The sequence below is a fragment of the Streptomyces sp. SDr-06 genome (genome assembly GCF_003324565.1).
In the GTDB taxonomy this organism is placed as follows: Bacteria; Actinomycetota; Actinomycetes; order Streptomycetales; family Streptomycetaceae; genus Streptomyces.
This window is the reverse complement of the sequence record NZ_QOLA01000001.1, coordinates 18,397-39,576: the sequence shown is the minus strand read 5'-3', so window position 1 is coordinate 39,576 and position 21,180 is coordinate 18,397. Positions and strand designations below refer to the sequence as shown.

At 71.7% G+C, this 21,180-nt stretch carries 18 protein-coding genes and 1 pseudogene; 7 read left to right on the top strand and 12 right to left on the bottom strand.

Translation table 11 applies throughout. The annotated features are described in order from the left end of the window. Window positions 1-22 precede the first annotated feature (22 nt). Complete coding sequence (locus tag DT019_RS00185) at window positions 23-493, bottom strand: pyridoxamine 5'-phosphate oxidase family protein (protein ID WP_223279222.1); 471 nt, start codon at window positions 491-493, stop codon at window positions 23-25. A gap of 632 nt (window positions 494-1,125) precedes the next feature. Between DT019_RS00185 and DT019_RS00180 the strand changes: the two genes are divergently transcribed. Continuing rightward, the gene (locus tag DT019_RS00180; RefSeq protein WP_147267242.1) at window positions 1,126-1,944 is read left to right on the top strand and encodes a DUF6585 family protein; all 819 of its coding nucleotides are present in this window, start codon (window positions 1,126-1,128) and stop codon (window positions 1,942-1,944) included. 36 nt (window positions 1,945-1,980) lie between these two features. On the opposite strand, the gene DT019_RS00175 is transcribed toward DT019_RS00180, so the two are convergent. The 6 genes from DT019_RS00175 to DT019_RS00150 all read right to left on the bottom strand — a co-directional run bounded on the left by DT019_RS00175 (window position 1,981) and on the right by DT019_RS00150 (window position 10,541). Then, window positions 1,981-3,132 (bottom strand): winged helix DNA-binding domain-containing protein, encoded by a 1,152-nt coding sequence (locus DT019_RS00175; protein WP_114034479.1) that lies wholly within the window; start codon window positions 3,130-3,132, stop codon window positions 1,981-1,983. A 100-nt stretch (window positions 3,133-3,232) separates the two neighbouring features. Continuing rightward, the gene (locus DT019_RS00170; RefSeq protein ID WP_114034478.1) at window positions 3,233-5,422 is read right to left on the bottom strand and encodes an MGH1-like glycoside hydrolase domain-containing protein; all 2,190 of its coding nucleotides are present in this window, start codon (window positions 5,420-5,422) and stop codon (window positions 3,233-3,235) included. Window positions 5,423-5,845: 423 nt separating this feature from the next. Then, window positions 5,846-7,207: a (2,3-dihydroxybenzoyl)adenylate synthase gene (locus tag DT019_RS00165; protein ID WP_114034477.1), complete on the bottom strand. Its 1,362-nt coding sequence runs from the start codon at window positions 7,205-7,207 to the stop codon at window positions 5,846-5,848. Between the two features lie 325 nt (window positions 7,208-7,532). Then, the gene (locus DT019_RS00160) at window positions 7,533-9,149 is read right to left on the bottom strand and encodes an alpha/beta hydrolase (RefSeq protein WP_114035239.1); all 1,617 of its coding nucleotides are present in this window, start codon (window positions 9,147-9,149) and stop codon (window positions 7,533-7,535) included. A 123-nt stretch (window positions 9,150-9,272) separates the two neighbouring features. Next, on the bottom strand, window positions 9,273-9,767 hold the full coding sequence (locus tag DT019_RS00155; protein WP_114034476.1) for an N-acetyltransferase: 495 nt from the start codon (window positions 9,765-9,767) through the stop codon (window positions 9,273-9,275). 69 nt (window positions 9,768-9,836) lie between these two features. Continuing rightward, window positions 9,837-10,541 carry a transglycosylase SLT domain-containing protein gene (locus DT019_RS00150; protein WP_114034475.1) on the bottom strand — a complete coding sequence of 235 codons (705 nt, stop codon included), beginning with the start codon at window positions 10,539-10,541 and terminating at the stop codon, window positions 9,837-9,839. Between the two features lie 725 nt (window positions 10,542-11,266). On the opposite strand from DT019_RS00150, the pseudogene DT019_RS40065 reads away from it, so the two are divergent. Further along, window positions 11,267-11,502, top strand: a pseudogene (locus tag DT019_RS40065) (MepB family protein); the annotation flags it as partial. A 346-nt stretch (window positions 11,503-11,848) separates the two neighbouring features. On the opposite strand, the gene DT019_RS00140 reads toward DT019_RS40065, so the two are convergent. From DT019_RS00140 to DT019_RS00130, 3 genes are all read right to left on the bottom strand, one after another. Further along, window positions 11,849-12,241, bottom strand: a complete 393-nt coding sequence (locus DT019_RS00140; RefSeq protein WP_114034474.1) for a hypothetical protein — start codon at window positions 12,239-12,241, stop codon at window positions 11,849-11,851. A gap of 322 nt (window positions 12,242-12,563) precedes the next feature. Further along, a complete protein-coding gene (locus tag DT019_RS00135; RefSeq protein ID WP_114034473.1) occupies window positions 12,564-12,986 on the bottom strand; it encodes a MarR family winged helix-turn-helix transcriptional regulator in 423 nt (140 codons plus the stop codon). Window positions 12,987-12,991: 5 nt separating this feature from the next. Continuing rightward, complete coding sequence (locus DT019_RS00130) at window positions 12,992-13,411, bottom strand: SRPBCC family protein (RefSeq protein WP_114034472.1); 420 nt, start codon at window positions 13,409-13,411, stop codon at window positions 12,992-12,994. Window positions 13,412-13,603: 192 nt separating this feature from the next. Here DT019_RS00130 and DT019_RS00125 point away from each other — a divergent pair, with 192 nt between their 5' ends. Further along, window positions 13,604-13,861, top strand: a complete 258-nt coding sequence (locus DT019_RS00125) for a hypothetical protein (protein ID WP_114034471.1) — start codon at window positions 13,604-13,606, stop codon at window positions 13,859-13,861. Window positions 13,862-13,950: 89 nt separating this feature from the next. Here DT019_RS00125 and DT019_RS00120 read toward each other — a convergent pair whose 3' ends face one another. Then, window positions 13,951-14,724 (bottom strand): SDR family oxidoreductase, encoded by a 774-nt coding sequence (locus tag DT019_RS00120; protein ID WP_114034470.1) that lies wholly within the window; start codon window positions 14,722-14,724, stop codon window positions 13,951-13,953. Window positions 14,725-15,219: 495 nt separating this feature from the next. On the opposite strand from DT019_RS00120, the gene DT019_RS00115 reads away from it, so the two are divergent. The 4 genes from DT019_RS00115 (at window position 15,220) to menC (ending at window position 20,254) form a co-directional block, all read left to right on the top strand. Then, window positions 15,220-16,890 (top strand): PucR family transcriptional regulator, encoded by a 1,671-nt coding sequence (locus DT019_RS00115; protein ID WP_317617711.1) that lies wholly within the window; start codon window positions 15,220-15,222, stop codon window positions 16,888-16,890. Window positions 16,891-17,259: 369 nt separating this feature from the next. After that, complete coding sequence (locus DT019_RS00110; RefSeq protein ID WP_114035237.1) at window positions 17,260-18,342, top strand: M20 family metallopeptidase; 1,083 nt, start codon at window positions 17,260-17,262, stop codon at window positions 18,340-18,342. Continuing rightward, on the top strand, window positions 18,339-19,145 hold the full coding sequence (locus DT019_RS00105; protein ID WP_114034468.1) for a GNAT family N-acetyltransferase: 807 nt from the start codon (window positions 18,339-18,341) through the stop codon (window positions 19,143-19,145). The genes DT019_RS00110 and DT019_RS00105 overlap by 4 nt, the downstream gene beginning before the upstream one ends. Before the next feature lie 5 nt (window positions 19,146-19,150). Further along, window positions 19,151-20,254: an o-succinylbenzoate synthase gene (menC, locus tag DT019_RS00100; protein ID WP_114035236.1), complete on the top strand. Its 1,104-nt coding sequence runs from the start codon at window positions 19,151-19,153 to the stop codon at window positions 20,252-20,254. A gap of 55 nt (window positions 20,255-20,309) precedes the next feature. On the opposite strand, the gene DT019_RS00095 is transcribed toward menC, so the two are convergent. Further along, window positions 20,310-21,161, bottom strand: coding sequence for a LysR family transcriptional regulator (locus tag DT019_RS00095; RefSeq protein WP_114034467.1), 852 nt, complete (start codon window positions 21,159-21,161; stop codon window positions 20,310-20,312). Window positions 21,162-21,180 lie beyond the last annotated feature (19 nt).

Genomic DNA, 21,180 nt, shown 5'->3' with positions numbered 1-21,180 from the left:
GGGGATCTCGGGGCGGCGGCGTTCAGCCGCTGCTGCCGCCCGCGCCTTCCTCGGCGAAGTCCGCCGCGAACGCGGCGAAGTCGGCGCTGCGCCAGCGCTCGGGACGCATGCGGAACAGGACGTCCTCCTTGAGCTGGGCCGAGGTCGCCGCCAGATAGGCGCGCGCCTCCTCGGGATCCAGGTACCGGTGCGCCAGCGCCTCCCGCACGGCGGGGGCTATCGGGTCCTCGACCGCCGTGACCGGTCCCTCGACGCTGACGTACCGGTACGGACGCGTCTCGTCCTGCACGCAGAGGCTGAACCGCCCGGCGGCGCGCAGGAGTCGCGCCTTGATGTTCTCCCGGCTGGTGCCGACGACGACGTCACCGCCGGGCTCGTACCCGTACCAGACCGGCACGAGCAGGGGTGCGCGGTCGCCGCCCCGCGAGTCGGTGACGCCCAGGACGCCGACGCGTGGTTCGGCGAGGAAGCGTTCGCGGGCGTGGCGTGGCATGGAGGGCAGCATGGGTGGAGCTCCCGTCTTGGTGACTTGGCCGGGGCGACGCCGTCAGTGACGCCACTCCCCGGTGAGCGATCGTGCGAACGAGTGATCACTCCCCGACCAAATAGCCACTAAAACAAAGGGTTTAGGCCGTTCTGGGCTGGTTTACGCGAGGCCTTGGCCGACCGTGAACGGTCCCGGCGCGGGGCGGCCGGTGAAGCCGTCCGGTACGCGGAAGAGCCCGGGAACGGGGCGGGTGGGCAAAGGCCACCTCAGCTGCTCGCACCCTACGGGCGGGGTGTGCCGGGCGAAGGAGACGCTTCTCCGCGTCGGCTGAAAACACGAGGGTCACCGGAGTGACCCGCGGGTCCGGCCCGGCCCGGTCGGGAGAAGGCGTCGAAGCCCGCACCGACCCACCACGCCCCGCTCTGCCCCCGCCCGCGTCCTGCCCGGAAAGTGTGCTGGGAACGATGAGGTGTGCCGCCGGCCCTCGGGGGCCCGGGGTGTGGTTGGTCCTTCGGCGGGACGGGTCGCTCGTTCTTACCCTCCGGGCTGTTCTGTGTTCATCGGACGTGGTTAATGTGGTGCGTTCATGTGTGGTGGAGCAGTGGCCTGCACACCCACCAACCGGAGGGGGACCGGAGTTGACCGATCAGGGGGCGTACGCAGGAGGGCCGGAGGCCGCGCCGGTACCGGAAGGGGTCGCCGAAGCGGCCGGCCGGGCGCGGCTCGGCGCCCATGTGGCCGCCTACGGGGGCCGCCAGGATCCCAGCGGGATGGGATGCATGACGATCCTGGCCATCCTGCTCGGCGTGGTCGCGTTGGTCCTGCTGGTGGCCGGCATGGCGGGCGGAGCGCTCGTGCTCGCGGTGCTGGCCGGGCTTTCGTTGCTCGGCCGCTCGTGGGAGCGGGCCGGGTCGCGGCGCAACGCGAGTCTGAGGCTGGACCTCTACCGGGACGGGTGCGTCGTCTCGAGCGACGGGCGGCTGAGCGTCGTGCGCTACGACGCGACCTCCGTCTGGCAGAACAACGTGCGGCACACCGGCGCGTTCGGGCACACGGACTACGAGTACACTCTCCTCGACGTCGACGGGGCGAAGGTCGTGCTGCGCGGCCGCTCGGACCGGACGGTGACGCGCGGGGTCCTGGAGGGCTTCGACGCCTGGGGAAAGGCGATACAACTGGCCGTCACCGACGCACAGTTGCCGCGTGCCGTCGCGGCCGTCCAGGCGGGGGAGCGACTCGACTTCGGCCACCTGTGGATGAGCGCCGAGCGGATCGGCTCCCAGAAGGAGTCCCTGTCCTGGCAGGAGATCCAGGCGGTCGAGGTCGTGAACGGGTACCTGAAGATCCAGGTCACCGGGCGGTGGCGCACGCTGAGCAACCGTTCCGTGGCCGTCGTCCCGAACCTCTTCGTCTTCCTGACCCTCGCCGACCGCCTGCTGCGCACGGCCCGCCGCTGACAGCCGAGGGCCGAGAAGTCCCGGGCACCGGCCCGGTCAGGGCCGCACGGGCAGCGTCCGTACCTCGACGTCCACCTGGGGAAGCTTCGCCCACCAGTGGTGGTAGCGGCCGTACGGAGCCGGCTCGCGCCCGGCGAGCAGAGTCGCCAGTGACCGGGCCTCGGCGGCCAGGCCGTCCCAGGCGGCGGCCGACAGCGGGTGGAAGGCGGTGGCCTCGATGCCGCCGTCGACCGGCCGCCACACTCCGGCGACATAGCCGTCCACCAGCAGGGTGGGCAGCACGTCGCCGTTGTTCCGGATTACCGAAGGCCGGTAGGCCGCCGGGATCAGACGCCCCCGGTCGGCGTAGGCGAGCAGGACGCTGTCCCACATCGCCATGAGCCGGGGTGGAGCAGGGGTGTCCGGCGGAGGCCGGTCGGCATCCGGAAGGTCGAACAGCGTGACACCTCCCGGCCCCTGGAGGCGTACGACGGCACCGTCCAGGGCGGCCAGCGCTTCGCTCACCAGAGGCCGCCGCACCAGCGCGAACTGCGCCACATCGGCCACAGAGGCGGGCCCGAACCCGGCCAGATAGCGCAGGACCAGGGTGCGCAGGGCTTCCGGGTCCCCCGCCCGCCCGGCGGCAGGCGGCTCGATTCCGGAGCTGATGTAGGACGGCCGGACACCGAACGACCAGGGCGCGCCCGTCGGGACGTGCTGCAAGGGCGCGTAGGCCTTGAGCCCCCACCACCCGCCGTCCTTCTTCGCGGCCCCGACCCGCTCCTCGACCCAGCCCTGCATCTCGGCCGCGCTGCGAGGCCGCTCCGCGAAAGCCAGCAGCGGCGGAACCAGCTCTTCGGCGTCCGCGGGCGTCAGACCCGCGGCGGCGAAGCGGTAACCGAGCCGGGAGCTGTACAGCGTCGACTGCATCGCCGCACGGAAGACCGGATAGTCCTGCGCCGCCACGGCGTGCAGGGTGATGCGCATGAGCGTCGCCTTGACGACGGTGCGCCGGGCGAAGGCTTCGTCCAGCTCGGCCGGGGCGAATCCGGCGAGCCGGTTCCAGAGCGCGAGATACGGCGAGGCCGGCTGCTGGGCCTGGAGCGCGACCAGCCGCCGAACGCCGTCCAGCACGGACAATCGCTCACGCGCGAGCAGTAGTTGCCGACTCAGGGTCGCCCGGTTGAGCCCGCGCTCGGTGATTCCCATGGCCCGGAATTCTGCCCTGCCCCACCAACACCCGCAGCTTCCGGCCCCACGCGAACCGCGGCGGCCCGGCCGAGCCGACACCCTGCGACACGTGGCGCGTTCAATGCTCCGCGATCAGCGGGAGCACCATGGCCGCGGACCAGCTGAAGTTGGGGGAGTTGAGCGGGCCCCCGGTCAGCGGGTCGTAGTTCTCCATGAGGGGCGCCTCGCCCGTGAGCCCGGCAGCACCGCCGACCAGTCGCGCCGACAGGGCGTCCGCGTCGCTGCCGTATCCGTAGCGGCGCATCGCGTCGAGTGCGAAGGAGGCCTGGTCGAGCCACACGGGGCCGCGCCAGTACTGCCGCGCGGCGAAGTACGGCGAGCTTCTGGACACCGTGGGCAGGGGCAGGGGAGTGGCGAACTCGGCCGGGTCCAGGAGCCGTTCGCGTACGGCTGCCGCCTGGTCCCCGGTGGCGGCCCCGGCCCACACCGGGATCGCACCCTCGATCCCGCGCCCCCGCTCCGTCAGCCGGGTGCCCGTGCCGAGCGCGGTGTCGTAGAACCAGCCGGTCGCCGGGTCGTACATCCTCTCCCGTACGGCCCGGGCCGTGGCGGCGGCCTTGGCCTGCCAGTCCCGGGCTGCCGCGCGGTCGCCCAGCTCCGCGGCGATCAGGCCCAGATACCGCTGGTCGGCCAAGAGATAGGCGTTGAGGTCCACGGACTCCTGGGTCAGCGAGTAGCCGGTCACCCGGCCCGTGCCGTCCCGGTTGGGGACGACCGAGGTGCCAAGGGCGGCGTCGAAGCGAGGGGCGTTGTCCATGCCGCTCTCCCACGCCGCCGCCTGCCGCTGATGCTCTGCGGTGTCGTTGGCGGGGTCCACCGTCGCGCCGTACTCCGCGAGCCCGTTGTGATCGTGGTCCCGGTTGCGGTACCACCAGCGCTGATAGGCGGCCAGCTGGGGATACACCTCGCGCAGGAAGTCCTTGTCCCCGCTGCGGCCGTAGACCTGCCACACCGACCAGGCCCCGAGCGGGGGCTTGCTGTTCCGCTCGTTCCAGTTCGTCCCGCCCCGCCGCGGATCGTTGTAGAAGACGACGTCCGGGATCATCCCGGCGTCCTGCGGCCGGGTCGTGGAGCCGGGCGGAATCTGGTGGTCGAGCACCGAGCGGATCTGCGACTGGGCGAGCCCCGCGTCGAAGCGCGCCGTACCGACCGCCTGCTTCCAGGTGTCCCAGGCCCAGAAGCCGCCCGCGAACCACTTGTACGAGAGGGACGGCGTGATCCCGTCGTGTGCGAGGCAGCCGGCGGCGCTGCGCCAGTTGGTCACCAGCGTCTCCAGCGCCTTGACGGCGAGGCGCCGCCGCCCGGCCGGGACTCCGGCGGTCACACCGTCGACGTACCGCCGCCAGCGGGCCTCCGTGGCCCGGACGGTCCGGGTCGGGTCGGCGAGTGCCGACCGGATCCGACCGGCCTCGGCCGCACGCTCGGCCCCGGTGAACGTGAAGCTCTCGGTCCAGTCCAGGAAGCGTTCCGCGCCCGGCGCGACGGTGAAGGGCCGCGCCAGCTCCGTACGGTAGGAGTCACCGGTCACGGCCGTGTGGACGGGCTCGGCGTGCCGCACCTCGAATCGCTCGGTGCCGTCGGTGAGGAAGTCGTCGGGGGCGCGGACCTTGGCGAAAGCGACGGCCACACCCCCGCGCGCGGCGGCCAGACGGGGTGCCTGGCGCATGGGGGCCTCGGCGGGCCGCAGCAGGGTCCCCGTCCAGTCGGCGCCCAGGGTGCGTGACGCGCGGCCGGTGTTGCGTACGGCGGCGCGGACCAGCGCGGTGCGATGGGTGGCGTACCGCAGTTCAAGGGTGAGCCGCAGGCCGCCGCCGATGTCGTACGTCTGGACCAGGGCGCCCGGACGGGAGGTGAAGCGGGGCTTGGCGCCGCCTGCCAGGTCGAGCGCGCGGCCGTCTTCGCTCAGCCGGATGCGGCTGAAGGAGGTGCTCAGCCACCAGGGATACTCCTGGGCGATGTAGAGCGGGCCCGTGAAGCCGCCGTAGCCGCCCGGGGCTTCGGCCGAGGGCAGGGCGTAGGCATGCCAAGCCCCTTGATCGGCGAAGACGTTGACGGGGTTGTTGTCCCGCGCGTCGCCGGGCAGCGCCGCGGCGGGAGTGCCTCGCAGGTCGAGCACGTTGTCGTAGCGGGAGCCGTATCCGGCGGACTCGCCGCGCGGGGCCGGGGCGGCGGCGGTGGGCTGGCCGCAGGTGGCGGCCACGGCCAGGACGAGCGCGAGGACATGCAGGGCGCGCGAGTACGGCCGCATCGGCGAGTTCCGTCCGTCCGTGATCCGAGGTCGCGTGATCCGAGGAATGCAGCATGGACCGGACCCCGCGCCGAGGCCATACCTTCGCCCGGTCCGGCCGGAACTCGTCTCATCCGTCACGGAGTTCAGCAAAGATAGGCGGCCCCGGGGCTGGCGTCCGCGGTGACCATCTGCGGAGCGGCACGGCGGTTGGGGTCTCAGACCACGTCGATGTCGGAGAAGAACTGGTACCGGACCGGATCGTCGGGCAGGAACCAGTGGAAACCCTCCTCCAGGAAGACGGCGACCAGGTTAACGGCGATGATCAGCGCGACGATGCCGATGGCCGGGTTCCCGAGCAGCCGTCCGTACGGCGCAGGCCCGCGCGGCGGAGGAAGGCGGCTCCGGCGCCGCCTCGGCCGGGCCGGGCGCTGCGGGTGACCGCTATCGGACGCGGTCGGCGCGGCCCGTCACCACGTAGGTGCCGTCGGGGGTGCGCCGCGCGAGGCGGCCGGTGCGGAAGTAGCCGTCGGCGGTGAAGGAGTCGGCGTTCTCGTCGGGGGCCCGGTAGTAGCCGCGCGCGGTGGAGGGGCCGCGGGCCAGCAGCTCGCCGGACTCCCCGTCGGCCACGTCCTTGCCGTCGGCGTCGACAAGGCGGAACTCGTCGTCGGGGCAGAGCGGGCGGCCCTGCGTGGCGAGCACGGTCTCGTCCGGATCGGCGGGCCGGGTCAGGGTGAGGGGCCCCTCGGCCTGGGCGAAGACCTGCTGGAGGCGACAGCCCAGCTCCGGGCCGACCCGCTCGGCGGTGGCCCGGGACAGGGGCGGACCGCCGACCTGGAGGAGGCGCAGGCTGCTCAAGTCGTGGGGGTGGGACGGGAGTTCATCGAGCCAGCGCTGGAGGGCCGGGGGCGCCAGGGCGGTGAACGTGACTCTCTCCCGCTCGATCAACGGCAGGCATGCGGCGGGTGCCGGGTTCTCGGTCAGGACGACGGTGCCGCCGACGCCGAGGGTGCCGATGATGCCGGGACAGCCGAGGGCGAAGGTGGACTCGGCCGGAAGCGCGGCGAGGTACACGTCGTCCTCGGTGAGGGCGACCGCGTCGGCGGCGGCCTGTGCCTGGTAGCCGTAGTCGTTGTGGGTGCGCGGAACGAGCCGGGGTGCGGCGGAGGTGCCGCTGTCGCCGGAGAGCAGGAAGAACGCCACCTGGTCCGCGCTCTGGGCGAGCGCGGGCTCGGGTGCGGCGTCGATGGAGCCCAGTGGAGAGTATTGGCAGCCCGACGGGTCGGTCGTGAGACCGCCGTAGGGGGACTCGGTGCCCGGCTCCTCCAGGGTGAACACCCGCCGCAGGAACGGCCACTGGGCCGCGATGTCGGCCGCCATCGCCGTGTGGTCGAAGCCCCGGTGCGTCGCGGGACCGACGTACCCGACCGCCTGGGTGATCCGCACGAGCTCGGGCACCTCGGGCGTGCGGTGCGCGAGCGGGCAGAGCACGGGGATCGCACCGGCGCGCATCAGCGCGAAAACGGTGATGACGAACTCGGGAACGTTCGGCAGCTGGACGACGACCCGCTGGCGGGGCCGGATGCCGCGCAGCCGGAAACCGGCGGCCATGCGGTCCGCCTGCCGGTTCAGCTTCGCGTAGGTGAGCCGCGTGGTGCCGTGGACGAGCGCGGTCCGCGGCCCGTGCTGGAGGGCCCAGCCGCGCAGCAGGTTGTCCAGGGTGTTGCCGCGCCAGTAGCCGGCCGCCCAGTAGCGGTCGACGAACTCCTTGGGCCAGGGCGTGCACCCGTCGAGCAGGGATGTCATGCGCTTCCTTCTGTACCGGCGGGGAGCGGGGGCCGTACGGATCGCGTCGCGCTCGTCGAGTGGTGGTCCCGATGGCGCGCCCCGAACGCGACGGCGGGACCGGCCCCGCCGTGGCGATCCTGCCCATCCCATCCGCAGGTCTCCGCCCCGCACAATGCGCCGTCCCGACCATGGCCGCAGACCGCCCTCGGCAGAAGGTCCAAGGCGCGACGCTGACCAGGAGGGACGCCGGGCTCCGGGGAACCGGGCCGGTTGACCGGACCGACGGCCGGTCCCTCCCCGGGTGGCGGGACCGGCCGTTGAAGGCGAGGTGGTGCGGCCTCTGTTACCGCAGGAGGCCGCGCACGGCCTCGGGGTCGGTGGGGGCGAGAGGGGTGGCCGGAGCGGCGGTCTTGGCGGTGAGGGACCGCTCACTCACGTACGTGGGTGCGGGCTCGGGCTCCGGGGCGCAGGTCTTGGCGATGCGGCCGCGACCCGTGGGGAGGGTCCCATCACGGAGGTAGTCGGCGAAGGTGTCGTCCAGGCAGGCATTGCCGTGGAAGAGGATCTCGTGGAAGCTGCCGCCGTTCTGGACGACCAGCTTCGAACCGGGCAGCGCGTCGTGCATGGCGAGCCCGCCCTGGTACGGGGTGGCGGCGTCCTCGGTGGCCTGGAAGAGCAGCACGGGCGGCAGGCCCTTGCCCGTGATCTTCATGCGGCCGGCCGGGTTGCCCTGGTAGGGCCAGAACATGCAAGCCGCGTTGTACCACATGTTGTTGTACGTGTAGAAGGGTGCGACGGCGTTGACCTTGGCCTGGTCCTTCTTCCAGAACTCCCAGTCGCGCGGCCAGGCGTTCTCGGTGCACTGGGCCGCGTTGTACGCGGGGAAGGCGCCGTCGTCACCACTCGGCGCGGCGTACTTGTTGTAGGCGGTGTTCAGCGCCCGGGTGTCGTGGTGGGTGAGGTAGGCCGAGAGCACGGTGGCCATCCGGGGCCAGCGCAGGAAGTTGTAGCCACCCCCGTAGAAGGTGTCCTCGAACTCCGCCGGGCCGATCTTGCCGGGGGCCGGCGCGGCGTCCACCGGGTGCGTCCGCAGATCGGCCTCGACCTGCTGGTACGCCTTCTCGACCGCGGCGGCGTCGGTGCCCAGGTGGTACACGGAGTCGGCCTTCGCCGTCCAGGCCGCGAAGGCGTCGAACCGGCGCTGGTGTTCCTTGTCTTGGAGGATGTTGTGGTCGTACCAGCTGATGGTGGGCCCGACGATGCTGTCCAGGACCATGCGCCGCACGTGCGAGGGGAAGAGCTGACCGTAGGTGGAGCCCAGCGAGGTGCCCCAGGAGCCACCATAGAAGTTGATCTTCTGCGCCCCCAGCGCCCACCGGATGCTGTCCATGTCGCGTGCGTTGTCGACGGTGGTCATGTGCGGCATCAGCCAGGACCAGTCGGCCGCGCAGTCGGCGGCGTACCCGGCCGCCTTCGCCAGCCAGGCCTTCGAAGTGCCCTGGCCCACCTGGTAGTCCGGGCGCTCGCCGTCGAAGTAGTGGGCGTCGCACACGACATGGGGCTCGCTGCTGTTGGTGCCGCGCGGGTCGAACCCGATCCAGTCGTAGGTCGACGCGACGTCCTTGGGGATCTGTCCGGCGATGTACGCGGGCATCCAAAGCCCGGAGTCGCCGGGGCCGCCGGGGTTCAGCAGGATCGGCCCCTGCCGCTTGCTCTGCGGCGCGGTGGCGGGCAGACGGTTCACCTTGATCTTGATCTTGCGGCCGTGCGGGTCGGCGTAGTCCACCGGCACGTCGAGCATCGCGCACTGGAGCGTGGGCGTGGTGGCGTCGTTGCAGGAACTCCAGACGAGCTTCCCCTGCCCGGTGTCCTCGGGGGCGGTGGGTGCGGCGCCGGCGGACGTGCCGGTGAGGGCTGTGACGGCGGCGGCCGCCGAGAGCAGAGCCAGGACTTTTCTCATGCGGAGCAGCATGTGATATGTGAAATGTTACTGGCAAGGGGTCGACGGGACGTTATCAACCTGTGACGGGCGAGGAGTTGAGGAGAGGCCGCCGGGGCGCCGCCCCTCCGTGTCGAGACCCGGCTAGGCGCGCGGCAGCGCGAGCCAGGCCTTCCAGCTGATGTCCCGGCCCAGGCAGCGGGGCTGCTGGAAGGGCCAGGCGGTCGCGATCCACTGCGGCACGAACGCGTCGAAAGCGCGCTCCACCTCACTGTCGGCGAGTGCGTCCACCACCCACCAGGCCACCTCCCCGTCGGCACCGGCGCGCTCGGGCGGGTCGACATAGACACAGCCGAGGAGCGACGTCTCCTGTTCGTCGAGGAGCGCGTAGTTGAACGACTGGTGCGCGGCGATCTCCCTCTCGTGCCGCAGCAGGTCGACGCGGTTCGCTTCGTACGTCATCGTCTCACTGGGCCACGCCCAGGCCGGGCCGAAGATCTCCCACAGGCGCTCTCGGGAGCCCATGACCGCGGGATAGTCGAGCGCGCAGTCCGCCTCCCGGATCGGCCGTAGGTGCAGCGTCGTACGGGGCACGGGCACGTACTCGGGGTGGACGAAGTCGTCAGGCAGCCAATTCACAAGGGCCGAGGTTACAGCCGGCCGACGCGTGACTCACCGGCCGGCCGTTCAACTGCCCACGGGGCAGGATCAGTACGAGTCGTGGGCCTGCCAGTACGACCACGCGCCGCAAGGGCTGCCGTAGCGCTCGTTCATGTAGTTGAGGCCCCACTTGATCTGGGTGGCCGGGTTTGTCTGCCAGTCGGATCCCACGGAGCTCATCTTGGATCCGGGCAGCGCCTGGACGAGGCCGTAGGCGGTGCCGTTGGTGGCCCGGTAGTTCCAGCTCGACTCGTTGTTCACGATGTTGCTGAAGCACTGGAACTGGCCCGCGGGGATGATCTGGCGCGCGATGGCCTGGACGTCGGAGACCGAGTAGGAGCTCTGCACCTGGAAGGTGGTCCGGCTGGTCGAGCGGCTGGCGGCCTGGGTCTCCAGGTCGCGGGCCTTGGCATCCTTGTCGGCCTTGTCCGCCCTATCCTTGTCGGCGGCGCTCTTCTTGGCCTTGGCGTCCTGGGCGGCCCGGAGGCGTGCGGCCTCCTCGGCGGACTTCTTCGCCGCGGCGTTGGCTTGCGCGGACTGCGCGTTCGCCTGCTGTGCGAGAGAAGTGGTCTGCACCTGGACCTGCTGGCCGGCGGGTATGTCGGCGAGGAGCGTCGTGTCGGCAGCGGTGGCCTCGACGTTGTCGTTCGAGGCGGCGGCGGGACTCCCCGCCGCCACGCCGACCACGGCGCCAACGGCGGTGACCGCGGTGGCAGACGCCACCGCGAATCCCCGGATCGGGATCCGGCTCACACGATTTCCTTCCAGGAGCATACGCACGGGTGACCTCGCGAACGCAATCGTGCCCCTTGCTGCCTCCTCCCAACTGCCGGTCACGGAGGAACGGAACCCGATGGGCAATTTTCCCGGGACGAAACCCGGGTGATGCACGGGCGGCATACGGCTCGGCTATGGAGTTGTACGAGTACGAGGTACTCGGGGGACGGGGTGGCCGTATGCGGGGCCTGACGGTTGTAGAACTCTGCTGGAAGCCGACACCGCCCGGCAATTCCTCGCAGAGTGTGAAACCTCACACCTCGCTCGGCCCCCGAGCTTCTGCGTTCGGCTACCCAGTGAGGTGTGTCGGGACTAGGGAGCTGTGCTCCACGCGCACCCCAACGGAAGCCATCACTGGCGGAGTTGATTGCCCCTCAGTCCTCCGGCCTGCGAAGTCTTGGGCTCGGCCGGGGTGAGATCCTCGCCCGCCCACCTCGTGGAGTCGGTGCGTTAGCGGATCGTTAGCGGCTGGTGAAAGACTCGGTGCCGACGTTCGCGCACTCAGGCGGAAACCGGTCGACCCAAAGCGCCGTAGGGTGTTGGCCTTTCCCTCCCCTCGGCCCTGCGCCCGAAGGCCGCATTTCGACCGGCCTTTCCTGGACGGCCTGCGCCCGGCGTTCACCGTGCTGTACGCGGAATTCCTTCTCTGATTCGCCGGGTGGGTGACGAGCCTCATCTCCGGGGGACGGCAGGATGAGTGCATGGCCAATCAGCCCTGGTCGGGCCTCACTGTGACCTGCTGGCGGCGCAAACGATGGTGTACGGCCCGAGCGGCTTCGACTGCTCGCGGCCGGAGCCCGAACCGGAGAGCGCGGAGTACGTGGCGCACCGGTTCACCCTCGACGGGCAAGCCGTCAGATTCCGTGTGGCCAAGACCACCCCGACGCAAGTCGGTCAGTTCGTCACGCTGTGGCAGCGGTCCTCGGAGGGGCCGATCGACCAGCACGCGCTCGTCCGGGTCAGTGCCGATGAGCCTTGGCACGACGGGTGGGTCGACGTGCGACGCGAGGGTCAGTGCGGCCACCTCGCGCGCGTACCTCTCCGCCGCTTCCGAGCCGTCGACGAGCTGCTTGACCACCACGGCGGTGCCGGCCAGCTCGGCCCGCCACACCCGCGATCGGGGGCTGCTTTCGAGCTGCCGCGCCTCCTGAGGTGAGCCCAGCTGCGCCCGCAGCTTGTCCCCGAACGGCGGTGGTGCGCGCATGGCTCATCTTCGCATGAGGAGTGAACTGGCCTGGGGCTTGCGCAAGTTGGTATGAGTGTGGGGGCCGGTGGTCGGGCCCTCACCCGGCTGAGGAGAACCGCTCCACGGAAGTCACCTTGCAAGTGATGTTGCCGGTCGCCTGAGTGGGACTGCTGGCCGTGTCCTCGGCTGTCTCGCCTGGCGCCACATGCGTCTGCAACGTCCCGCCCTCGCCCACGCGGGTTCCGTTCGCGGCGAGGAACTCCACGGAGATGCTGTAGTCCGAGGGCTTTGAGCTGTGGTTGATGATCTTCAGCTTGGCGCTGGCGAAGGAGGTGGAGGGGTCGAGTTCGCAGGACGTGATGGACACGTCCGCGGCGGGAGGGTGCGCACCTTCGCTGGATCGGACGCCGCTGTTGGTGGTGGTGGGACTGGGCGGGCTCTTCTTGCCGCTGCTGCCGCCGAAGGCCAGGACGAGGACCGCGACGATCACGATGAGCAGTACGACGGCGCCGAGGCACCCGATCAGGACGCCTCGGCCGAAGCGGCGTCCGGGAGGGGCGGGGGGTTGGGGGCCCCAGGCCGGCGGGGGCGAGCCGTAGGGTGCCCCTCCGGGCGGCTGTCGCTGCCCCCATCCCGGAGCCGCTCCGCCTTGCCCGCCCGGTGGTGTGCCGCCATGAGGGTCCGGGTCGGGCGGGTGCTGTTCGGTCATGATGCGTCTCCCTGCGAAAGCGTGGCTCTCTCAGGTAAGCGCCGCGGGTCGCTCGCGCACCCCGGAGCGCGGGCCGGCTGCGCCGAACGGGCGGGGGCGGTGGTCAGGACTCGGGATGCGACAGGCGGCTGAGCATTGCCACGGCTTCGTCGAGGGGGACGGGCTGGAAGAACTCGGCGTCGACCCGCTCGACGGCGGCGATGGCGCGGGGGGCCAGTTCCGCGCCGAGGGCGGTGACGCGCAGGCGCTTGGCCCGGGTGTCCGACGGGTCCACCTCGCGTTCGACCAAGCCCTTGTTCTCCAGGGTGCGGAGTACCTGGGAGGTCATCTTGACGTCGGTCCCCGCCTGCCGTGCGAGCGCCAACTGGTTCGGATGACTTCCCTGTTCGTTGAGCCACCAGGCGCAGGCGAGCAGCACGAACTGGACGTGGGTCAGGCCGAGGGGCGCCAAGGCCGTGGCGATGCCCCGCTGCCAGCGCAGCGTGGCGTGCCACAGCAGGAACCCGGGGCTGGCTTCGGGGTTCACTGCCGTCAGCTCCGTGCGGCGAGGCCGACGAGTGCGGCCATGGTCACGGGCCAGTCGGAGGTGATGTCCGGGCCGATCCGGGGACCGAGATCATCGGCTCCCTCGCCGGTGATCTCCATCCGGTACACCACCCGGGTGCGCCCGTGGTCGAGGGGGACGAGCCGGTGGATGGTGCGCAGGACCAGCCCGTCGAAGCGGGCCTCATCGACGAACATGGTGTCCTTCTCGGCCTCGGTCACCCGCAGTTCCACCGGGTCCTGCCCGGGCGGGGTCATCGAGATCTCCGCGCCCGCGGCGAACGGGCCGCGCAGCTCGATCTTCTCGATCTCCGCGTTCCAGGCGGCCCAGTTCTCGACATCGGCCCAGAGTCGCCAGATCGCCGCGCGTGCGACGTCGGTCTCGATGCTGTGCTCGTACACCCACATGATGGCCTCCTGCGAAGATGATGTGCCCAAAGATTATCTGTGCACAGACTATCTGTCCAGGGGGACGGCCCTGGCGATCCGGCGGGTGGTGGGGCTCACGGGTCTGGGGGGCGGGGGATTGTCAGACCCGGCCCCTACCGTCGGTCGTGTGGGCCGGATCCGCCCGGCCGCGCGACGACGGGAGGCGACCACATGGGAAACATCAGCATCGACGCGAGCGCGTTGCCGAGACTGCTGGCCGACAGCAGCGACCCGCACGGTTCCACGTACCAGCGGGCCTTCACCACCCTCGCCTCCACCCACCGCGGCAGCCCGCCCGCCCAGATCGTGCCCCTGCTGCGCCGCGCGGCCGACCAGGCGCTGCTCGGCTTCACCACGGCCGACCTGCGCGAGCAGGCCGAGGCGATCAGTGCGGGCCGCCCCTACGAACTGCGGATCACCCTGTCCTGACGGCCCCGGGCCTTGTCGGAGTGCCGGGGTGGCCCGTCCGAGAGCGCCGCTCTGGCGTACCGCTGGAGGTCCGGTGCCCGCTGTGTGGCCTACTGCGCGCTCGCGGCCGGGCGCACGACCACCTCGTTGACGTCGACCTGAGGCGGCTGGGACACGGCGTAGGCAATGGCGTCCGCGATGGCCGAGGCGGGCAGGGCCACGGCGCGGTAGCTCTGCATGGCCGCTCTCGCCGCCGGGTCGGAGACGCTGTCGGCGAGTTCGGACTCGGTCACTCCCGGGGAGACCAGAGTGACCCGGATGTCCCCGTTCGACTCCTGGCGCAGTCCCTCGGAGATCGCCCGGACGGCGAATTTGGTGGCGCAGTACACGGCGGCGGTGGGGGAGACCTCGTACGCCCCGACGGAGGCGACGTTCACGAAGTGTCCGCCACCCTGGGCCCGCATCGCGGGCAGCGCGGCCGTGATGCCGTGCAGGACCCCGCGGACGTTCACGTCGATCATGCGGTCCCACTCCTCGATCTTCAGTGCTTCCAGCGGTGAGAGCGGCATCACCCCGGCGTTGTTGACCATCACGTCGACACGGCCGTGGCGCTCGCGGGCGGCGGAGACGAAGGCTTGGACGTCGGCGGCATCCGTGACGTCGAGCCGCTTGAAGGAGGCGGTGCCGCCCGCGGCGGTGATCTCCTTGGTGAGCGCGGCGAGACGCTCGGTGCGCCGCGCTCCGAGCAGGAGGTGATGGCCGTCCGCCGCGAGCCTTCGTGCGGTCGCCTCGCCGATCCCGCTGCTCGCGCCTGTGACCGCCACTACCTTCGCACCGGTCTGCCCGGCCGCCTCGGCAAGGCCGCTGTTCGTGTTCCTCGGCATGGCGAAACCCTCTGTCCTTGGTGCTGATGCTGATGGGTGCTGTCGGACCGAGTCTCGGACGGTTGAACTCCGTCTGCCAGGGCGTGCGTTGCCTGGGTGTGCCGCACCCGGGAGGCGGTGCGGTTGTGTAGGGACAAGCCGACGCTAGGCGGCTGGACGTCCTCCAAGTCGCCGCCGACGTACGGGAGGAGCTGGTCGATCCCGCGATCCGTACCGTCACGAGCGGGGCGGGCCAGTGGAGCGCCCGGGCTGGGGAGGCACTGCGGCGGCGGGCGCGCAGGTGGCCGTCGCCGCGGCACCGAAATCCGGCTCGTCCCGGCGGGCGCCGCGCGGGTGCTGTCGGCCGTCGAACCGGCCGAGGCGCTGGTGGGAAGCCGTCCAGGCACGGCTGTGGCGGCCCGCTCGCCAGGCATTCGTACCGGGCGACGAAGACCGTCCCGTATCCTCGTCCGCACATACGGACGTATAGGACCGTACCGGTTCTAACCTGCGGAGATGATCAGGCACATGTCGGAACACCCGGCCCGGAGTCTGGGCCGGGTGCTCGACGACCTCGGACCCACCCTTCTCGATCTGCTCCACGGTGATCCCGCCCGGGCGGGCGAACTCGGCGGGGTCGGCATCCATGATCCGTACGACGAGCAGCACTACCCCGAGCACGCCATCGTGCTCGGCAACGGTGTCCACGGGCCGGAACGGACGGCCCGGCTGCTCCGCGAACTGGCGCGTGCGGGCGCGGCCGCCCTGGTGGTCCGTGGACCGGTCGAGGCGTGCGCCGAACTCGAAGCCGCGGCCGCCGAGACCGGTGTCGCCCTGTTGGAGCTGACCCGCGGAGCCTCATGGGCTCAACTGGCCTCCATGCTGAGGATGTTGCTGTCCGAGGACGACGTGGGTGAGATTGGGGAGCAGACCCTGGGCGGTGTGCCGTCCGGTGATCTGTTCGCGCTGGCGAACGCGATCGCCACGCTCCTCGACGCGCCTGTCACCATCGAGGACCGCCGCTCGCGCATCCTGGCCTTCTCCGGACGCCAGGACGAAGCCGATCCGCCCCGGGTGGCCAGCATCCTGGCCCGGCGGGTGCCGGAGCGATACCTGAGGATCCACCAGGAACAGGGGGTCTTCAAGGAGCTGTACCGCCGCGAGGGCCCGTTGCACATTCCGCCGCCCACGCTGGGGGACGAGATCGCGCTGCCGCGGGTGGCGATCGCCGTGCGCGCCGGGGACGAGATCCTGGGCTCCGTGTGGGCGACGCTGCGCGAGCCGCTCACCAAGGAGCGCGAGGAGGCGTTCCGGGAGGCGGCCAAGCTCGCCGCCCTCCACATGCTGCGCTTCCGCGCGGGCACCGACGCGCAGCACCGGCTCCGCGCCGACCTGGTGACGACGGCACTGGAGGGCGGCGCCGGCGCGGCGTCGGCGCTGGGCCGCCTCGGCCTCGCCGACGGACCGCTGCTCGTCATGGCGCTGGGCCTTCAGCCGGGGGAGGGTGATCATGCCCAGGTCGCGGCGGAGTGTCAGCGGTTGGCGAGTGCGCTGGGCGTGCACCTGACGGCGGTGCAGCCGAGGTCCGCGGTGGCGTACCTTGGCGATGTCGCGTACGCCCTGTTCCCGGTCAAGGGGACCTCGGTGTCGGCCCAGGAGCGTGCCGTGCAGGTGGCGTCGAACTTCCTGGAGCGCACCGGCGCGCGCACCGGGGCGGTCGTTGGAATCGGTTCCGTGGCGGACGACCCCGCCGCCCTGGCCCGGTCGCGGGTCAACGCCGACCGGGTGCTGCGCGTCCTGCTCCACGGGCGCGGACTGCGGCGGGTCGCCGCGATCGGGGACGTGCACATCGACGCGCTGCTGCTCGAAATGCGGGACCTGGTGGCCGCCAACCGGGACGAACTGGCCGGCCCCATCGCGCGGTTGGCGGACTACGACGCGCGCCACCATGCCCATCTGGTCGAGACCCTGCGGGCGTGGCTGGACGCCTTCGGCGACGTGATCGCGGCTTCGGCGAGCGTCTTCGTCCACCCCAACACCTTCCGCTACCGCATCCGCCGGGTGGCGGAGGTGGGAGGGATCGACCTGCGGGACCCGAACGCCCGGTTCGCGGCGATGCTGCAGATGCGCCTGATGGGCCTCTACGACAGCGCGGACGAACCGGGGTGGCGCGCCGCCGCGGGGTGAGGGTGGCCCCGGTGCCCAAGGGGGCCTGCGCCGCGGCCGGTTCAGCGGCGCGCGCCGGGTGGCACGGGCAGGTCGGCATGGATGTCGCCGAAGGTGTCAGGTCCTCGGCGGCAACCCCAAGACGCGTCATCAGCACCCCCCATGGGCTGACGTCCGCCGCCGTACGCCATGGCGCGCCGGGCTGGTTGGGGCCGCCGTACGAATGCGGCCCCGATGTTGCCACTCACGTACCAACTCCGGCTCCCGCGGCGTGCCTACCGTGGCGGTCATCCGCTCAGGACACCTTTGCGGACACCCCCTCGCCCAGCCCAGGAGAACGCACCCGTGCAGGCCCACCCCGTTTCCCGTTCCGCCCCGCCGCTCGACCCGATGCTCCAGGACCTCGAAGAGCTCGTGTCGTGCGAGTCGTACTCCGCCGACCACGAGGCGGTCGCCCGCAGTGCCCATGTCGTCGCCGAGCAGGGCAGCCGACTGATCGGTGCCACGCCGCGGATCCACGTGGTCGACGGGGTGAGCCACCTCCAGTGGTCGTTCGGCACTCCGCGCGTCCTGCTCCTCGGCCATCACGACACCGTCTGGCCGATCGGCACACTCGCGTCGCACCCCTTCACGGTGCGGGAGGGCATCGTCCGCGGTCCCGGTGTCTTCGACATGAAGGCCGGGCTGGTCCAGCTCTTCCACGCGCTGGCCACGCTTCCTTCCCTGGACGGGCTGTGCGTGCTGGTCACCGGCGACGAGGAGGTCGGCTCCGACACCTCCCGCGCCCTCATCGAGGACACCGCACGGTCCTGCCGGGCCGCGCTGGTCGTGGAGCCGTCGGCTCCCGGAGGCGCCCTGAAGACCAGCCGCAAGGGCATGTCCCACTACCATCTGAGCGTCGAGGGCCGCGCCGCCCACTCCGGACTCGACCCGGACAAGGGCATCAACGCGGCCACCGAACTCGCCCGTCACCTGCTCGCCCTGGAACGCGTCACCGAAGCGGTCACCACCCGCACCGGACCGGGCACCACCATCACCCCGACCGTGATGCGCGCCGGTACCACCACCAACACCGTGCCGGCCCGCGCCGAACTGAGCATCGACGCCCGCGTCCCCACCCCGGCGGCGCAGGAAGCGGTCCACGAGCTCATCTCGGCCCTGCGTCCCCACCACCCCGGCGCCCGGCTGCACTTGGACGGCGGCCCCAACCGCCCACCCCTGGACGCCGATCGATCCAAGGAACTGTTCGCGCTGGCCGCGGACGTCGCCTGCGGCCTGGGCATGGGTGAACTGCGCCAGGCGGCGGTCGGTGGCGCGTCCGACGGCAACTACACCGCGGGCGCGGGCTGCCCCACCCTCGACGGCCTCGGGGCGGTGGGCGACGGGGCGCACGCCGACCACGAACACGTACTGGCCGCCACCATGCCGCCCCGCGCGCGGCTGCTGGCCGAACTCCTCGGAGCGATGCTGTGACCGGCCTCGACATCCGTGAGCTCCACACGATGGCGGAGTTCGAGGCCGCAGGCCGTCTCTACGCCGAGATCTGGGGCACCCGCCCGGACACACCGCCGGTCTCCGCCGAGGTCATGCGCGCCCTGAGCCACGCGGGGAACTACGCGGTCGGGGCGTACGAGGACGGCCGGCTCGCGGGGGCGTCCCTGGCGTTCTTCGGCGAGCCCGCGGGCACCACCCTGCACTCCCACATCACGGGCGCCGCCATGGGCCGGGGTATCGGTCTGGCGCTCAAGCTGCACCAGCGCCAATGGGCCCTGGAGCGCGGCCTCAAGCGCATCACCTGGACCTACGACCCGCTGGTCCGCCGCAACGCCCACTTCAACCTCACCAAACTCGGCGCCCGCCCCGAGGAGTACCTCCAGTCCTTCTACGGCGCCATGGACGACACCATCAACGGCGGCGACGAGTCGGACCGGATCCTGGCGGCCTGGGACATCACCGCGCCCCTGCCCGCCGCCGGAGCGGGTGGCCGGGCGATGCCGGACGGCGCCGTGCACGGCGTGCGCAGTGTCGAGGGGCGTCCCGAACTGGGGCCCACCGACGCCGAGTTCGTGGTGATCGAGCTGCCCGAGGACATCGAGGCCCTGCGCCGCGGCGACGCACCGGCCGCCCATGCCTGGCGGCTCGCCGTCCGCCAGACCCTCGGCGGTCTGCTCGCCGACGGGGCCGATGTCGTCGGTCTCCACGACCGTCGCGGCTACATCGTCCGCCGCACGCCCACCCCGATCCCCGCCCGACCCGCCCCCGGGAGCCACCTGTGACCACGATGAAGATCTCCGGCATCGAACTGCGCCGCATCGCGATGCCGCTCGTCGCCCCGTTCCGCACCTCCTTCGGCGTCGAGACCCGCCGGGACGTCCTCCTCGTGCGGGTCGTCACCGCGGACGGCGAGGGATGGGCCGAGTGCGCCGCCATGTCCGAGCCCCGCTACTGCTCCGAGTACGTCGACGGCGCCCAGGACGTCCTGCGCAGGTTCCTCGTCCCGGCCCTGCCCACGGACGGCGTGGACGCCGCGGGCGTGGGCCGGGCGCTGGAACCCTTCACCGGCCACCACATGGCCAAGTCCGCCCTGGAGAGCGCGGTGCTCGACGCGCAACTCCGGCTGAGCGGCGAGTCGTTCGGCTCGTACCTCGGCGCGGCCCGCGACCGCGTGCCGTGCGGGGTCTCGGTCGGCATCATGGACTCGGTGCCCCGACTGCTGGACGCGGTGGAGCAGTACGTCGCGGAAGGCTATGTCCGCATCAAGCTGAAGATCGAGCCCGGTTGGGACATCGAGCCCGTCCGTGCCGTCCGCGAGCGCTTCGGGGACGATCTGCTCCTCCAGGTCGACGCCAACGCCGCCTACACCCTTGTGGACGCCCAGCACCTCGCCAGGCTCGATGCCTTCGACCTGCTCCTGATCGAGCAGCCCCTGGCCAACGACGACCTGGTGCAGCACGCCCAGCTGGCCAGGATGCTGGGCACCCCGATCTGCCTCGACGAGTCCATCGAGTCGGCCGCCCATGCCGCTGCGGCCATCTCCCTGGGCGCCTGTTCCGTCATCAACGTCAAACCGGCCCGGGTGGGCGGCTACCTGGAAGCACGCCGCATCCACGACCTCGCCCGGGCCCACGGCATACCCGTCTGGTGCGGCGGCATGCTGGAGACGGGCATCGGCCGCGCCGCCAACATCGCCCTGGCCGCGCTGCCCGGCTTCACCCTGCCCGGCGACACCTCGGGCTCCCACCGTTACTTCGCCACCGACATCACCACGCCGTTCGTCCTGGCGGACGGACACCTCGACGTGCCGACCGGGCCCGGTCTGGGCGTCGAGCCGCTGCCCGACGTCCTCGACGAGGTGACGACATTGAGTGAGTGGCTGGCCCTCTAGGCCGGGGCCGTCCGGCGCCCTCCATGGGCCCAACCGCCGTACGGACATGGGCCGTTCAGGCGCGGTGGGCGGCCGTCGCGATCTCGGCGAAGGAGCGGATCAGCGGATTGGTGTCGCCCTCGTTCCACGCCACCACCACCCGGCTCGGTGGCATGTCCGACAGCGGCACGACGGCGAGCCCCCGCGTCGGCCGGTGGACCAGGGGTGCCAGGCCGATCGTGCCGTTCCACAGAACGGCCTGCTGGCACTCCTGGACGGCGCGCACCACGGGCCCCTCGCGGGATTCCCCGCCGTTCCAGTACGCCTGCCAGCGGGGGTCGGTTCCCTCCGGGAACCGGAACCAGCGCCGGTCCGTCAGGTCGGCCAGCTTCAACTGCGCGCGGCCGGCCAGCGGATCGTCCGCGCGCAGCAGCGCCCCCACCGGGTCGGCGCGCACCTCGTGGACCCTCAGGCCGGTCTCGTCGAAGGGGGCGCGGGTGAGGGCGACGTCGACCAATCCGGCGTGCAGCCCGCAGGTGGGATCGGTCAGGTCGGTCTCGCGGACGCGGACCTCCACGCGCGGGTGCCGTCGCCGGTAGGAGTCGGCCAGCCGGAGCGCGGCCCGGTCGCCGCCGTCGCCCAGGATGCCGACGGTGAGCGTCGCGGCTCCGGCGGCCGCGGCCACGCGCACGCGCAGCCGCTCGGCCCGGTCGAGCAGGGCTCGCGCCTCCTCAAGGAGTACCGCTCCCACCGGAGTCAGCGTGACACCGGCCGGCGACCGGTCCAGCAGGGTGGCGCCGACCTCGCCCTCCAGCTGTCTGATCGCCCGGCTCAGGGGCGGCTGGCTCATGTGCAGCCGCGTGGCGGCCCGCCCGAAGTGGAGTTCCTCGGCGACCGCCACGAAGTAGCGCAGCGTACGTAGCTCCATGCTGCGACGATACCCGGAC

Excerpts from the sequence above, each read along its gene's own strand:
- DT019_RS00185 (WP_223279222.1), bottom strand. The coding sequence starts at position 493 with ATGCCACGCCACGCCCGCGAACGCTTCCTCGCCGAACCACGCGTCGGC.
- DT019_RS00175 (WP_114034479.1), bottom strand. The coding sequence starts at position 3,132 with ATGGGAATCACCGAGCGCGGGCTCAACCGGGCGACCCTGAGTCGGCAA.
- DT019_RS00170 (WP_114034478.1), bottom strand. The coding sequence starts at position 5,422 with ATGCGGCCGTACTCGCGCGCCCTGCATGTCCTCGCGCTCGTCCTGGCC.
- DT019_RS00165 (WP_114034477.1), bottom strand. The coding sequence starts at position 7,207 with ATGACATCCCTGCTCGACGGGTGCACGCCCTGGCCCAAGGAGTTCGTC.
- DT019_RS00160 (WP_114035239.1), bottom strand. The coding sequence starts at position 9,149 with ATGAGAAAAGTCCTGGCTCTGCTCTCGGCGGCCGCCGCCGTCACAGCC.
- DT019_RS00130 (WP_114034472.1), bottom strand. The coding sequence starts at position 13,411 with ATGTGGGTGTACGAGCACAGCATCGAGACCGACGTCGCACGCGCGGCG.
- DT019_RS00125 (WP_114034471.1), top strand. The coding sequence starts at position 13,604 with ATGGGAAACATCAGCATCGACGCGAGCGCGTTGCCGAGACTGCTGGCC.
- DT019_RS00120 (WP_114034470.1), bottom strand. The coding sequence starts at position 14,724 with ATGCCGAGGAACACGAACAGCGGCCTTGCCGAGGCGGCCGGGCAGACC.
- DT019_RS00115 (WP_317617711.1), top strand. The coding sequence starts at position 15,220 with ATGATCAGGCACATGTCGGAACACCCGGCCCGGAGTCTGGGCCGGGTG.
- DT019_RS00110 (WP_114035237.1), top strand. The coding sequence starts at position 17,260 with ATGCTCCAGGACCTCGAAGAGCTCGTGTCGTGCGAGTCGTACTCCGCC.
- menC (WP_114035236.1), top strand. The coding sequence starts at position 19,151 with ATGAAGATCTCCGGCATCGAACTGCGCCGCATCGCGATGCCGCTCGTC.
- DT019_RS00095 (WP_114034467.1), bottom strand. The coding sequence starts at position 21,161 with ATGGAGCTACGTACGCTGCGCTACTTCGTGGCGGTCGCCGAGGAACTC.